Raw genomic sequence first — 15257 nt, 5'->3', positions numbered from 1 at the left:
CGTTTTAACGGGGGGACGCGCTGAAACGAAATGTAACCGGTTTAATTGCCGCGGATGCCAGGCCAGCCGTCGTGAGAGCATAACTTACTACAAAGGAGTCGTTTAATATGGCAACGATTTTAGTTCTAGGTGGCGGTTATGCGGGGATGCGGGCCGCAAAGTTCTTACAACGGGATATCCCGGTTGAGAACAAGATCATTTTGGTCGACAAATCCGGCACCCACACCGAAAAAACGAATATCCATGAAGTCGCCGCAGGAAACATCGCGTCCGATAAAATTACTTATGAAATCAACGATGTGCTTGGTAGTCGCATCGATTTCGTGCGCGATGAAGTCACGAACATTGACGTGGACCAAAAGCAGGTGACCTTGGCGACCCACGACCCGATCACATACGATTATTTGATCGTGGCGTTGGGATTTCAGTCCGAGACCTTTGGCTTGAAGGGCGCTGAAGATTACGCGTTACCGATGGATGATTTAGCCACGGCCGAAGCGGTCTATCAGCACATTGAAGCGAAGATCAAGGGTTACGCACAGAGCCAGGACCCTAACGATTTACGCATCGCTGTTTGTGGGGCAGGGTTCACCGGCATCGAATTACTGGGTGAATTAGCTCAGGCCGTCCCCAAGCTACAGACCGAATACAACACCCCAGCGATTCAGTTGATTTGCTTGGAACGCTCAGATAGTATCCTACCGATGTTCGATAAGTCGTTGGGGGATTACGCAATGCGCTTCATGAAAAAGCACGGCGTCGAAATGAAGCTTGGTGCCGCCATTGCTGAAATCAAGCCTGGTGCGGTGGTCTACACCGACGAAAACGACCAGGAACACGAAGTTCCGGCCAACACCATCATTTGGACCGTCGGCGTCAGTGGCTCACACGTAATGGCTGACTCTGGCTTCGACCAACGCCGTAACCGGGTCACGGTCGAAGCCGACCTGTCGTTAAAGGACCATCCTGAAGTTTACATCGTGGGCGACGTTGCCGCGGTGATGCCACCGGATGGCGACCGGCCGTACCCAACGACCGCGCAGATTGCGTTGGCGACGGGCGAACAAGCCGCCAAGAACGTTGCTTTCCAGGTCCACGGCAGCAAGCCACGGAAGTTCACGTACAAGTCTGACGGGACCGTGGCGTCGTTGAGTGACCGTGACGGGATCGGCGAGATTGGTAGCGGCAACCATAATGTCAAGGGGTATCCCGCTTCCGTGTTGAAGAAGGTCATTACCGACCGTTCCTTGCTGGAAAGTGCGCATCTGAGTACCCTATTTTCAAAGGGGCGGTTTGACCTCTATCATTAATCACGTGATTACCAAAAAAGCGGGTAAGTCTAGTGGCTTACCCGCTTTTAGCATGCTAAAATAAGATAGCGGTTGCAACCACGCGCTCTGGAGAACAGTTACTAGTTGCCGCAATCACGACCCAGGTTCCCCATTCATCCGTGGATGAATGAGGCTGAGCGTTTGGGTGTCCCGAGCTCAGAGCGGTCACGGGGCGGTCAAACGCTCAGCATGAATTCGGGAAAATAATTCCGGGGAGTGGCGTGTCCCCTTGAAATGGATTGCCCAATGGTCGGCCAGTTATGCTATAATTAGGCCTGTTCAGTAAATCGGTCATGTCATTTATATACATAACGAGTTAGCAGCTAACTAATCTTGGAGCCACCTCGTCACGGGTGGAAAGACACGACTACTCGAAGCACTTGCTTAGACCACCGACCGGTAAGGCACCGGGGCACAGCGTCTAACGCTAAAATTAGGGTACGGATGATTGGAGGTATCATGATGGCTGCATCAGAAACTAAGGAACGAATTGCGGAGTCCTTGGCTTCGTTGTTAAACCACAATACGTTTGACAAGATTACGGTTCGCGAAATTGCGGACGAAGCGGGCGTCCACCGAAAAACGTTTTATTACTATTTTGCGGATAAGTATGAATTGTTAGCATTTGTCTACCAACGATTCATCGTTGAGACCCCGCGCCGCGAAAAACCGGTCACACTCACTTTGGAGAACTGGCGACCGGAGACGATTCAACTCTTCGAACGCATTGCGGATCACGCGAAGCTATTTTTAAATGCCTACCCTTATGACGACGGGGTTTGGCGGCAGTCCACGAATGAATTTGTGGCGGCGCGACTTTCGATTTTACTCCACGCCATGCCAGAGTACCGGTACTTAAAAGAAGACGTGATTGATACGTCGGCGGAATTCATTGCCGCGGGTGCCATTGGCATCATCAATAAGTGGGCGAACGATAACTTCAAAGCGAGCCCCCGGACCGTGTTGGATCAGATTACCACGGCCAACCGATTATTCAACGGCATCTTAGACCGTTGGAAGTTAAGCTAAGTCATTGGCAGAGACCTAGGCGTAAGCCCAGGCCTTTTTTGTTTGCCCACTTATTGAGATGTGACGGCATTTGTAAACAAGAATGGTTAAAATTTACAACTGCTTGATTGTGAAAGGCGGGTGTAAATAACCTGCAATTATTTCACAAGTAAAAATAATAGCGCTTCCAAATAAGTTATTGTATAGTGTACTCGTGTCATGAAAGGTATTGTGAAACGAAGTGCCGAGTCTTATGAGGAGGAAACACAAAATGGCATATCAAACGATTAATCCCTATACGAATGAACTGGTTAAAGAGTATCCTTTTGCGACGGACGACGAGATTGAAGAAGCGTTGAGTAAGACGTACGCGTTATACAAGAAGTGGCGTAATGATCCCGTTTCGACCCGGACGCCGGTACTCCACAAGTTAGCCCAAATCTTACGGGATGAAAAAGACCATTTCGCAAAGATTATGACGGTTGATATGGGGAAACTTTATGTGGAATCACAGGGTGAAGTTCTGCTATGTGCAGACATCGCGGAATACTATGCAGACCACGCTGAAGAATTCTTGCGGCCACGGCAGATTGCGTCAATCGCCGGGGATGCCCAACTGGAAAACCACCCATTAGGTGTCTTACTGGCCGTTGAACCTTGGAACTTCCCGTTCTACCAGATTATGCGGATCTTCGCGCCAAACTTTGCGATTGGCGATCCGATTATTCTGAAGCACGCGGCGATTACGCCAGGGTCCGCTTTAGCCTTTGAAGATGCTGTTCGGCGGGCCGGGGCACCAGATGGGTCCTTGGTCAACCTGTTCTTGAACTACGATCAGGTTTCCGATGTGATTGCGGACAAGCGGCTTCAAGGGGTTGCTTTGACCGGGTCCGAACGTGGTGGGACTTCCGTTGCGAGTGAAGCCGGCAAGAACTTGAAGAAGAGCACCATGGAACTTGGCGGGATCGATGCCTTTATCGTGGCGCACGATGCCGACATGGACGCAGTTAACGATATCGCCCCACGGGCCCGGTTATACAACGCGGGTCAAGTCTGCACCTCGTCCAAGCGCTTCATCGTCACGGAAAACCATTACGATGAATTTCTAGCAGAATTGAAGAAGTCCTTTGCGGCCGTTAAATTAGGTGACCCAATGGATCCAAACACCACCTTGGCACCTATGAACTCGAAGAAAGCTAAGGAAAAGCTGCAGAAGCAAGTTGACGACGCCGTTGCTGGTGGCGCAACGCTGGCCTTTGAACATGATCCAGTGGACAGCGACGGGCAATTCTTCCTGCCAACGATCTTAACGGACATCAAGAAGGATAACCCAATGTACGGCAAGGAAATGTTCGGTCCGGTGGCCCAGGTCTACAAGGTCAAGGACGACGATGAAGCCGTTGAATTGGCTAACGACGCCGACTACGGTTTAGGTGGAATCGTCTTTGCCGGGACGGCTGAACACGGGGCTGAATTAGCTTCCCGTATCGAAACCGGTCAAGTTTACGTCAACACCTTCTTCAGTTCCTTACCAGAACTCGAATTTGGTGGGGTCAAGAACTCCGGCTACGGCCGTGAACTTGGCCAGACCGGGTTGACCAGCTTCGTCAATCAAGAATTGGTCGTTAAGCGCGACAAGCCAAACACCAATGAATTTGGTGGGTTGGTCCTGCCATTCCACTTACACGAAAATTAACTTAAATTGGCTTAACTCAGAAAAGTCGCGGAGCCGTGATGGTGACGCGGCTTTTTTGTAGGCTTTAGGCGCCCTGAGGTTGGTTGCCCCTGAACCATAAGTGGCAGTAATTAATTCCGTTTTGTGAACTGTTATGCTAATCTTAGACCTAAGAAAGGGTGATTTTGAGATGACAAAACGGTTAGACGGAAAAGTCGCCATCATTACGGGTGGCGTTGCCGGGATCGGCTTGGGCATTGCTGAATGCTACGTGCGTGAAGGCGCCAAAGTCGTACTAACGGCCAACCATAACGTTGACGGGGGCCACGCGGCCGTCGCCAAGTTGGGCGATGACGTGAGCCTCTTTGTGCAACAGGACGTGGCTAAAGAAGCGGACTGGCAGAAAGTCATTGACGCGACCATCGATAAATTCGGTAAGCTCGACATTCTAGTGAACAACGCCGGAATCGGTGGCATGAGCCCGATTATCGAAGACCTCTCCTTAGCCGATTGGCAACGGACGATTGACGTTAATTTGACGGCCAATTTCTTAGGTGAAAAGTATGGGATTAAAGCCATGCAAAAGACCAACGACGCTAAGGGGTCGATCATCAACGTGTCCTCTGTGGCTGGTTTAGTCGGGTTGCCGACCGCACCGGCGTATTCGGCCAGCAAGGGTGGGACCCGTATGCTGACCCACGCCACGGCCTTGAACCTAGCACACCGGGGTATCGATATCCGGGTCAACTCAGTTCATCCTGGCTGGATCGACACGGCAATCGTGCCAGCCGAAGCCAAGGAACAACTCACTAAGACCGTTCCGGTCGGCCATATGGGCGAACCCAAGGATATCGGTGAAATCTGCGTTTACCTGGGTAGCGATGAATCCAAGTTTGCTAACGGCGCTGAATTCACGGTCGACGGTGCCCAACGCGCTTAATTGCCACCACAACTCATGCGAAAACAAAACGAGCTGGACCAAGAAAAGTCTTGGTTCAACTCGTTTTTTAGTGGTTATCAGTTTGGTTAGGGCCGAGCCTAACCGGTGATTCCTAAGGTGTTTAAGATCAAGTAAACGTTAAGCACGATTAGAATGACCGTTACAATCCAGGCCACGTAGGTGACCCAGCTGCGGTTGGCAAACTCTCCCATGAGTTGCCGGTTACTCGTGAAGCGGACCAGCGGCACCATGGCAAAGGGCAACGCGATACTTAAGAAGACCTGCGAAAGGGTCAGCAGATTTTCAATTTTAGCTTCGTTACCGTGGTAGTAGATGGCAAAAGCCAACACTGGGGTCACGGAGATCAGCCGGGTCAGTAAACGTTGGGCCCACAGTGGCATCTTCAACTTGATGAAGCCTTCCATGATGATTTGCCCGGCCAAGGTCCCAGTGATAGTTGAACTTTGTCCGGATGCTAATAGGGCTAAAGCGAACAACATACTTAAGATGGGACTGGCGATAGCACCGACGATTTGATTATTGCCTAACGCGTAGTAGAGGTCAACGAACCGTCCCAGGTCGCTGTTGGTCCCGTAGAACAGGGCCGCCCCCAGGATTAGCAAGAGACTGTTGACCACGAAGGCTACGGTGAGCTGGAGGTTCGAATCAATCGTGGTGAAGCGAATCGCTTGGGCTACGCTCCGCCGGTCTTCCCGGTCAAAGTTCCGGGTTTGCGAGATGGAGGACCCCAGGTACAGGTCATGGGGCATCACGGTGGCCCCAACGATCCCGAGGGAGAGGTAGAGCATCCCGTGGTTGGTCACCACGTGGCTGGACGGCAAATAGCCCTTCAAGACGGCCCCCATCTGTGGTTGCGAGAGAATGACTTCGTAAAGGAACACGAAGAGGATGACGGCGACCAGGGTGGCCACGATGGCCTCGATTTTGCGAAAGCCCAGGTGCATCAACACTAATAAGAGCAAAACATCTGCCGCAGTAATCAGGATACCGACGATAAGGGGAAAACCGAAAAGCAATTCCAAAGCAATCCCGGACCCGATGATCTCGGCAATATCGGTGGCCACGATGGCTGCTTCGGTGATGATCCAAAGGAGAATCCCGCTGACTTTCCCGGTGCGTTCCCGGGTCAATTGCGCCAGGTCCTTCCCAGTCACAATCCCTAAGCGCGCCGACATGGCTTGCAGGAGCATGGCAATCAGACTCGACATTAAGATGACGGTCAGTAACGTGTAGCGGTAGGTCGCCCCACCACTGATGGACGTAATCCAGTTGCCGGGGTCCATGTACCCCACGGCGATCAAAGCACCGGGACCGGTGTAAGCCATTAAAGTCCGCCAGAATCCCGCATTCTTGGGGACGCTGACACTACTGTTGACTTCATCGAGACTCTTTTGTTGCTGGTCAGTCGAAGCTAAGAGGTGGTGCTTGGTGGTTGACTTGGTTTGGTGATTTGCCATAAGCTCACTCCTTTCAAACGCCTGGCAGAAGCATCGAGAAGGGAAATTAATGGCTTTTATAAGGTGAAACGCCTAAACTAAGGTGCATATTCTGCCAGGCCACTCGCCAGTATAACGAGATAGCGCGAGATGTCAACCATGGCGCCCCAACATAAAGCCGAGAGTTAAACCGTTCTCACCATGAATGGTTGGGCAAAACTGGGGCAGGCTAGATTAATTAGACGAATTGTTTTGAGATAAGTTAGATGATATAATCTAACAGCTAAAATCATCTGGTTTTCAAAACTAGATGATTGCGTTATAATCATGATAATAAATGCTAGCCATACTTTAGAAACGAGGGAGTTACTCATGCCAGCAGAGAAAATTGCTATACTTGTTGATTCGTGTTCCGATGTGCCCACGGAAGTCTTAGAGGCCGCCGACATGGCGCTTGCCCCGATGAACGTGATCTTCCGGGACCGGGTCTATGAGGACCGGGTCACCATTACCCCAGCCGAATTTTATCGCCGCCAGGCCACCGAAAAGGCCAGCACGTCGAGCCCGACCGGGAAGCGCATCGTGGAAGCCTACCAACGCATCGAGGCGTCAGGCTATACCCATGTTATCGCCGTTAGTATTTCGGCGGCCCTCTCGGGAACTTACCAAGAAATGCAACTTTTAGCCGAAGACACCCCACTCACGGTTCACGTGGTCAACACCCGGAGTGTCGGAATCGGGAGTGGCTTTGCGGCCATCTATGCCGCTCAATTACGCGAACAAGGACAATCCTTTGACCAGATTGTGACGGAAGTCGAACGGGTCGCAGCGCAAAGTAACGTCTTCTTTTATGTGCCCAGCTTAAAGTACTTGCAAGCCGGCGGTCGAATCGGTCGGGTCGCGGGGATGGCGGGGACGCTGTTAAACATTAAACCGATCATCTCCTGTGATGACGATGGGGTCTACTACCCGATTGCTAAGGTGCGTGGGGAGAAACGGACGCTGAGCAAGCTGGTGGCGTTAGTCGGTCAGATGATTGGCTCGGCTAAACAAGTCAGTGGCGCCGTGGTCGACGGGGCCAACCCCAATCTGCGCGAGACCATGTTAGCCCGCTTAAAGACCGAATTCCCACAAGTCAGTGAATGGTACGCCGGCGATGTGTCCCCGGCATTGGGCGTCCACACCGGTCCCGGCTTGATCGGGATTGGTGTCCAGATTCGTGATTAAAAAGAAACCACGGTGAGCAAATGTGCTGCCGTGGTTTGAGGGGGGTACGAGCAGAGGCAAAGACTTTGGGGGAGTGCTAAGTTCCGCTCGTAAGAATAATAAGAATTTGGTACAACTCAGCTAACAACGCTACGGCTGTTAACTTGACTGTAGTGTAACCCCGATAGATGATTGGGCGCAATTGATTGGTTCAATAAATATATTAATAATTAAGTGAGCTTTACTTGTGGGTCTTACAAGTTGAAGCCTTATACCAAAGATGGTAGGAAACCGCCGGGCCGAAGGCAATGTTGTTGTCTTCGACCCGGCGGTTTTGCCACTTAATAATTAACTAAGGATAAGAAAATCACCTGACAAACTTGTGCCTAGCCGTATAATGAACTTAGGCGTACTATTGAAGTCCTACATTTAACATAGCGGACATTTTTTAGGCGTGAGTCTGGTTCAGGAGGGAACGAGTCAATGGATTTAAGTTTAGTCGAATTAGCAGTGATTTCGGGTGCGACCAGTGCGCTTGGACGGTTGCGGACCCACCGTAAATTGGCCCGCTGGCAACGCCAACAACCGCAAGCGACCCCGCAAATCCCCACAATCTTCGTGCACGGGTTACGGGGGAGTTCTAAAACCATGCAGGCCATGCTGACGGCTGCGGTCGACTTTGGCTACCACCACGCCCTGACGATTCACGTGACCCACGCCGGCAAATTAAAAATTAGTGGGCACTGGGACAATACGGTGGCCCACCCGCTGATTCAGGTCACCTTCGGCAATAATCAGGCTCGGCTCTCCTTTCAGGTCCGGTGGTTGCACGAAATCATGATCTATCTGCGGGGCCAACACGGCGTCTTGGCCTATAACGCCGTGGGCCATTCTGCAGGAAGCGTCGCCTTGGTCGCCTACGCCGAAGCTTATAGCGCTAGTAACTGGTTGCCGAAATTAAAAAAACTAGTGACGATTGCCGGACCCTTTAATGGCGTGATTGGGATGAACGAAAGTCACAATACGAACTTTTTGACGGCCACTGGGCGGCCGAAGATCGTGTACCCCAAAAGTTTCTGGTTGCCGAGCTACGCGGACCTGTACCGGCAACGGCACCACTTTCCGACTGATGCGGCGGTGTTGAACATTTATGGCGATGTGAACGATGGGACCCATTCGGCCCGGTATATCTCCACGGCTTCGGCCCGGTCGTTACGCTACTTGTTGGGCACAATTCCCGCCAGCTTTCGCGAAGTTGGGTTTCATGGCGCGACGGCCGAACATAGTCGGCTGCACGACAACCCCCAGGTTCAACAATTGGTCTTTGCGTTTTTATTTGCGGGCCGCGATTTGCCGGTAGCTTCCCGGCTCTTGTCGTAAGTGCGATAGACTGCTGCGGGTAAACTTAAACGTAGTTAGCTGGCTTATAGGCACGACTAATGATTGTGAACTTATTTTACAGTATATTTTATCAAATGGGTGCTGGTCCAACTTTAACGCGAAAAATAGCGTGCACAAAAAAACACCGAACAACATGCGGATTGTCCGGTGCTCTAGGAATCAGAGTTTAAATCACTTTATTGGGGGGAGTGCTATTGTTGATTCCTGTTTGTCACAGTGTGAGGTCAGATCAATAGTTGAACTAACTAGGGACATCATAACTAGTAAATTAATTGTTTGCAAGTCAATTGTGACGCCTCGTAAAAAATGGCTAGTTCATTCCGCGCTAAAACTGTTATGCTTACCCATGATAGGCCCCAAACGTTGCGGGTGATTTAATCGGTTGAGCCACCGTTAATTGGGCAAAACCCATGTGTGGCGGGGGAAACCGTCTGACGCTTAGCCCCAAAAGCGTGGTTGGTCGGGGATCGACTGGCAAATAATCGGTGCGTTTTGCACCTTCTTCCGCCATTTTTTTACAATGTGTGAGGTTTTGGGTGTGAAGTGCCCTGATTTTAAGCCAAGTCGTTTATCTTTTGCTAACTTTCTAGTAGACTTCTGGTAGAGCTTCTTTTTTTCATTGTAGGAGGGTAAACATGAAAGTCATCATTGTTGGTAGTACGCATGCCGGGACAAATGCAGCACTACAAATTTTACGAGATCATCCGGAAACTGAGGTTACCATCTATGAGCGGCATACGGATGTTTCTTTCTTATCCTGCGGTATCTCATTATACTTAGACGGCCAGGTCAAGCACCTGGAAGACATGTTCTATTCGTCACCAGAGCAGTTGACGGCGTTGGGCGCGACCATCAAGACGCGCTTCAACGTGATGAAAATCGACTCTGAAGCTAAGACGTTGGAGGCCGTTAATATGGACTCCGGGGACATGATTCACGATACTTATGATAAATTAATCATGGCGACTGGTTCGACCGTAACGGTACCGCCCATCTTCGGCATCGACGAGGAGAAGGTCCTACTCTGCAAAAATTACGATCAGGCTAAGGCCATCTATGAGACGGCCAAGACCAATAAACGCATTGCCATTGTGGGGGCTGGTTACATCGGAACGGAACTGGCGGAAAGCTACGCCCGGACCAATCACGAGGTGTTGTTGTTGCAATCTCGCGATATCATTTTAAATCACTATGTCGATAAAAACTTTTCCGACCGCATCGTGCACATGTTGGAAGACAATGGGGTCGACGTGCACTTGAACGCACGGGTGACCTCTTTCACCAGCAACAAGCAGGGGGAACTGGTTATCGAAAGCACCCAGGGCGACTATACGGCTGATCTGGCCATCGTCTGCACCGGCTTCGTGCCGAACACCGAGTTGTTACGGGGTCAAGTCGATATGGACCGGCACGGTGCCATCATCATCAACGACTACGTCCAGACGTCGAATCCCGACATCTTCGCGTGCGGGGACGCTAGCGTGGTCAACTTCAATCCGACCGGTAAGCCGGCCTACACGCCATTGGCGACAAATGCGGTGCGGCAAGGGATGCTCGCCGGCATCAACGTCTTTGGCAACATTCAACCGTACATGGGGACCCAGGCGACCTCGGCGATGAGTATCTTTGGGTACACCTTGGCGTCGACCGGATTGACCCTCTACCATGCCAAGCGTAACGACTTCAACGCCGACATGGTCACCTTTGAGGGCACCTGGCGGCCAGCTTACATGCCATCGACGGATAGGTTGTCGATCAATCTGGTTTATGACCGGGACAGTCGGCGTGTCTTAGGCATGCAACTGTACAGTAAGCATGAAGTGGCCCAGTCGGCTAATGCGGTCTCCATCGCGATTCAAAATCAAAACACGATTGACGACTTGGCGTTCGTCGACATGTTGTTCCAACCGAACTTCGACGATACGTTCAATTATTTAAACCTGGTTGCCCAAATGGCGGTCGAAAAGGAAACGAAGCGGGGCAACCCACGGCCACGGGTGACCGCCAAAGCACGTCACCTGCCAACCGCGGATAAGGATTAGGGCTTAAGTCATTTAGGGCCCTGGCTAGTTGAAAGTTAAATCAATCATTCAAGCTTTGATAAGCTACCTGGACGGTTTAGGTCCGGGTGGCTTTTTACGTCGAAAATAAGGGGATTTGGTGAGACTAGCGCACTGTGTGCCGGGTAAAAGTGAGACGACGGTATAAAATCCTGGCCAAAGTATACCCCTGGGGGTATAATGAGCATAAACATGAATTGAGGGGGTTATAACATGCAAGCAATTAAAAGCGATGACTTCGAACACATTGGTGACGACACGGCCGTGACGGTCGTGGATTTCTGGGCGGACTGGTGTGGCCCATGTAAGATGCAAACACCGGTCTTAAAGGACTTAGACCAGGAGTACGGTGACCAGGTGAAGTTTGCGTCACTCGACGTCGATCAGAACCAGGAACTGGCCCAAGCGTTGGGAATCATGAGCATCCCGTCGTTGGTGGTCTTTAAGAACGGTAAGCCAACGGAAAAGGTCGTGGGCTACCACCCGAAAGCCGCGTTGAAGAAGTATCTGGACCAAAAGTTGACCGAGGTGCAGGCCTCATGAGCCAACCAACGGCGACCCGGTTAAAGAACCGGTTACGGCGTACGGACGGCCAGCTACAGGGGATTTTAAAAATGGTCGATGATGGCCGCGACTGTCAAGATATCTTGACACAACTGGCGGCCGTGCGGTCCAGCGTGGAGCGCATCATGGGCGTGGTCGTGGCGGAAAACGTGCGCGGCTGCATCGAAGATGATCAACTCACTGAAGCCCAGCAGGCCAAGCTAGCGGACGCCTTAACTCTAGTGGTCAAGAACCACTAACCGGCGTGATAACTGAAAATTTATGTGCGGGCCTCTCCAGAGCGTTTTTGGCTGGGGAGGCCCGTTTTTGTGTTTCGTTACGACCGGGATGCGGTGATTTTAGACATAACTTAGTGGCAATTTGAGGCTATTTTCCTTATCATAGGAACAGAACGCTTTAGAGAAGGGAGTGGCTGAAGTGGCGAAACATCCAGCCATCGCAACACAAAATGCGGCCTTGCGAGACCAACTCACGGCAAGCAACCGCGACTACTGGGACCGTCTGGTGGCTTTGCTGGCCAAGCAGCCCAAGCGGACCAGTGACCGACAATTACACGACTTATTAACGGGGCTTTTGATCGCCCAACAACGGGACGAACCCGCCAGTCAATTCTTTGGTGGGGAACCGGAAGATGCGGTCGAGACGTTACTGACAACGTTGTGGCCGCGTCCCTGGTGGTTAACGGCAGATTTGGGTTTTCCGTTTTTGCTGTTGACCATCGGCATCGTATTACCCACGGCTTTCTTACCGGCCGTGCCGTTACAAGCGCCATTACTAGCGGTCCAGTATGGGTTACTGATTGTTGCTCTAGCAATCGGTATCTGGCTGACACCGAAGTTCGCCTTCAAAGGGCAGATCGTCAGCTGGGGAATCATCGTATTGGTCTTGCTGGTGGCCTTGAATCTTGCGGCCCGCTGGGTCCCAACGGCCGGATTGATTTTTCTGACGCGTAAGGGCGGGACTGTTTTCCTACTGGCTTTTGCCGTTATCGTCACGGCCTTGATCGTGTGGGCCAAGAAACGTCGCACCGAGACCTGGTTACCAGCCCTCACGGCGGATTTGTGGATTACCATCTTGCTAGCCGTGATGGCGCGGGTCGCGCCGACGTCGGCACTGATGGTGACGACCACTGGCAGTATCCTGATTGCGATTGGCACGGTCATCGGGGATTTGAGTATCCTGATTATCGGCTGGCACATCTGGCAGACTCGCCAAGCAGATTAAGTGAAGTCAAATAGCGTCGCGGTTCCCTTCAAACGGGTAACCGCGACGTTTTTGATTATTTGAAGTTAGAAGCCGGCTGGTTCGAGAGCGTCGGTCTGAAAAGTCGGTGTGGGGGTCAACCCCAACGACCGACGTAAATCGGCTGAAAGCTTACGAATCGTGGCCAATGGGGCAATCTGATAGTCGATACCGTCGATGATGTCCGGTTGACCTTGGAGCGTTTGTGAGTCGATATGGAGACTGGTGTGACCGTACTTGGTGCGCAGCCAGACCAAGTCCTGGAAGGTCAAGTTGGTCTGTAAATTACTTTGTATCGACGTCAAGACGGTCTGGTAACGGGTTAGTGACAGCAGGCTAGCCTCCTTTAAGACCAACGCTTTGATGATTTGACGCTGACGGGCTTGTCGGCCGTAATCGCCCAATGGATCGGCGTCCCGCATCCGTGAATAGGCTAGTGCACTGGCGCCGTTTAAGTGAATGGCCTTCCCCTTGACCACGTTGGCTTGCTCATAATGGAAGGTCAACGGTGGGGTGACCGTGATGCCATGGACGGCGTTGATCATTTTTTCGAGCCCGCCCATGTTCAACAAGACGTAGTAGTGAATCGGGATGTTGACCAAATGTTCCACGGTTTTGATGGTGGTCGCTGGCCCGTACAGCGGTTAAGCAGCATTAATCTTTTCATCGTCCTGTTGGCTCCCCCAGATGTTGACTAAGGTGTCGCGCGGGATGCTGGTCAGCTCAGCGGTTTGTTGACGCGGGTTGATGGTCGCAACGATCATGGTGTCCGTTCGGCCAACATCGTGGCGGCCTAGCGCCCCAGTGTCGGTACCTAATAAGAGCACCGCAAAGGGCTTGCCGCTGGTCAATGTAGTGTCACTAGGTTTACTGGGCAAAGCCCGGTAAGTCGCAGAAAATTCTTGGCGCGCTACGTGCCACGCGTGCCACCCCCAGACGCCGGCCCCTATGGCGCCCAAAAATAATAGGCCCAGCACCCAGTGCCACCAGCGATGACGTCGGCGACGGTATTGGTGTTGTCGTGGCGGCAACGGCGTTTCGTTTGTCATGGTGAAGACCCCCTCCGATAACTTGTGTTTAGTATAAACACTGTGGCGGGTCAGGGGGTGATTGGCTACATGCTTAGGCCAAAAAATTCCCTTTCTGCCCGCTGTTGATCATGGCCAAAAAAGATTCGAGGTTTAGCGAGATTTGGTGTACAGTAGAGGGGTACGATTTGACTATTAAGCAAAGGGAGTTGGCATAAACATGGCAAAAGTTGAAAGTTTTACGTTAGACCACACGGCCGTTAAGGCGCCATATGTTCGGTTGATTACGCGGGAAACGGGTCACAAGGGTGACGTGATTTCGAACTTTGATTTACGGCTCGTTCAACCCAACACGAATGCGATTCCAACCGCGGGATTACACACGATTGAACACTTATTAGCGGGTTATTTACGCGATGAGATGGACGGCGTCATCGACTGCTCACCATTTGGTTGCCGGACCGGCTTCCACTTGATCACTTGGGGTGAACAATCCACCGAAGAAGTGGCTAAGGCTTTAAAGACGGCGCTTCACCGGATTGCCTACGATACGGAATGGAAAGACGTTCAAGGCACGGACAAGTACAGCTGTGGGAACTACCGTGACCACAGTCTCTTCTCCGCTAAAGAATGGTGCATCGACATTCTCGACAAGGGCATTTCCAAAGACCCCTTCACGCGTGAGGTTATCTAAATAAATAGATGATGCACAATTATTAAAAGCTCGGGACCTGGTCTCGGGCTTTTTTTGTGCATCAGAATGGATACCAATTGTGGGCTGTAAGGTAAATACCTTAATGTAGTATTTGGGGTCAACACTTTGGCCGTTGGGCGCTATACTGTGGGCGCTATTGGGGGATGTTTAAGCAGTTTAGCGTTAGGGGGAGTTGTGATGAGACATTGGCAACAAGTTTTGACCGGTATTGTAACCGGTCTAATCATTGGCGGCGGAACATTAACGGCTCAAGCGATGCCGGTGGTGCACCAAGACGCGGAGGCACTATACGACACATCATTAAGCAATACGCGCCAGTTGAATGACCAGCAAGTCCACTACGTGCCCGTTCCCGCGACCTACGCGCATTCGACTGACCCGCACGGCAGTGACACCATTCAATCGGTGGCGGGGGTGCCAATCACGTTCACCACCAAGTATTTATTACCTGATCCCGGGTACCAGCACAAGGCCTGGGGCGACCCGCAAAGTTTGGCGGTTGCTGGGCGGTACGTCTACGTGATCTATTGCCCGACCAACACGCAAAATCAAGGCCGCATCGTCCGGTTCGACCAGCAAGCTCTGGCGGCCCAACACGCTACGCCGCGGCAACTCCAACGCGTCTACACC

The 15257-nt window shown here is 51.7% G+C and carries 12 protein-coding genes and 2 pseudogenes; 12 read left to right on the top strand and 2 right to left on the bottom strand.

Annotation, left to right across the window (positions count from 1 at the left end):
- Positions 1–107: 107 nt before the first annotated feature.
- From DXH47_RS09530 to DXH47_RS09515, 4 genes are all read left to right on the top strand, one after another.
- A complete protein-coding gene (locus DXH47_RS09530) occupies positions 108–1310 on the top strand; it encodes an NAD(P)/FAD-dependent oxidoreductase (protein WP_129033105.1) in 1203 nt (400 codons plus the stop codon).
- Between the two features lie 483 nt (positions 1311–1793).
- Entirely contained in the window at positions 1794–2360 is a 567-nt protein-coding gene (locus tag DXH47_RS09525) for a TetR/AcrR family transcriptional regulator (protein ID WP_129033104.1), read from the top strand.
- 250 nt (positions 2361–2610) lie between these two features.
- The gene (locus DXH47_RS09520; protein ID WP_129033103.1) at positions 2611–4035 is read left to right on the top strand and encodes an NAD-dependent succinate-semialdehyde dehydrogenase; all 1425 of its coding nucleotides are present in this window, start codon (positions 2611–2613) and stop codon (positions 4033–4035) included.
- A gap of 169 nt (positions 4036–4204) precedes the next feature.
- Positions 4205–4954 (top strand): glucose 1-dehydrogenase, encoded by a 750-nt coding sequence (locus DXH47_RS09515; RefSeq protein WP_129033102.1) that lies wholly within the window; start codon positions 4205–4207, stop codon positions 4952–4954.
- A 98-nt stretch (positions 4955–5052) separates the two neighbouring features.
- Here the strand turns inward: DXH47_RS09515 and DXH47_RS09510 are convergent, their stop codons facing one another.
- Positions 5053–6432: an Nramp family divalent metal transporter gene (locus tag DXH47_RS09510; protein ID WP_129033101.1), complete on the bottom strand. Its 1380-nt coding sequence runs from the start codon at positions 6430–6432 to the stop codon at positions 5053–5055.
- Between the two features lie 351 nt (positions 6433–6783).
- Here DXH47_RS09510 and DXH47_RS09505 point away from each other — a divergent pair, with 351 nt between their 5' ends.
- From DXH47_RS09505 to DXH47_RS09480, 6 genes are all read left to right on the top strand, one after another.
- Complete coding sequence (locus DXH47_RS09505; protein ID WP_129033100.1) at positions 6784–7638, top strand: DegV family protein; 855 nt, start codon at positions 6784–6786, stop codon at positions 7636–7638.
- Between the two features lie 462 nt (positions 7639–8100).
- On the top strand, positions 8101–8997 hold the full coding sequence (locus tag DXH47_RS09500; protein WP_129033099.1) for an alpha/beta hydrolase: 897 nt from the start codon (positions 8101–8103) through the stop codon (positions 8995–8997).
- 656 nt (positions 8998–9653) lie between these two features.
- Positions 9654–11060, top strand: a complete 1407-nt coding sequence (locus DXH47_RS09495) for an FAD-dependent oxidoreductase (RefSeq protein ID WP_129033098.1) — start codon at positions 9654–9656, stop codon at positions 11058–11060.
- A 231-nt stretch (positions 11061–11291) separates the two neighbouring features.
- The gene (gene trxA / locus DXH47_RS09490) at positions 11292–11621 is read left to right on the top strand and encodes a thioredoxin (protein WP_129033097.1); all 330 of its coding nucleotides are present in this window, start codon (positions 11292–11294) and stop codon (positions 11619–11621) included.
- Positions 11618–11881 (top strand): metal-sensitive transcriptional regulator, encoded by a 264-nt coding sequence (locus tag DXH47_RS09485; protein WP_129033096.1) that lies wholly within the window; start codon positions 11618–11620, stop codon positions 11879–11881. Before trxA ends, DXH47_RS09485 begins: the two co-directional genes overlap by 4 nt.
- A 178-nt stretch (positions 11882–12059) precedes the next feature.
- A complete protein-coding gene (locus DXH47_RS09480; RefSeq protein WP_129033095.1) occupies positions 12060–12866 on the top strand; it encodes a hypothetical protein in 807 nt (268 codons plus the stop codon).
- A 65-nt stretch (positions 12867–12931) separates the two neighbouring features.
- Here DXH47_RS09480 and DXH47_RS09475 read toward each other — a convergent pair.
- A pseudogene (locus tag DXH47_RS09475) lies at positions 12932–13933 on the bottom strand (LCP family glycopolymer transferase).
- 199 nt (positions 13934–14132) lie between these two features.
- Here DXH47_RS09475 and DXH47_RS09465 point away from each other — a divergent pair.
- Entirely contained in the window at positions 14133–14606 is a 474-nt protein-coding gene (locus DXH47_RS09465) for an S-ribosylhomocysteine lyase (protein WP_129033092.1), read from the top strand.
- A gap of 198 nt (positions 14607–14804) precedes the next feature.
- Positions 14805–15257: pseudogene (locus DXH47_RS09460) on the top strand (hypothetical protein); the annotation flags it as partial.

The sequence above is a fragment of the Levilactobacillus suantsaii genome (assembly GCF_004115745.1).
Taxonomy (GTDB): Bacteria; Bacillota; Bacilli; order Lactobacillales; family Lactobacillaceae; genus Levilactobacillus; species Levilactobacillus suantsaii.
Note: the sequence above shows the minus strand (reverse complement) of the source record. Positions and strands in the feature narration are given on the sequence as shown.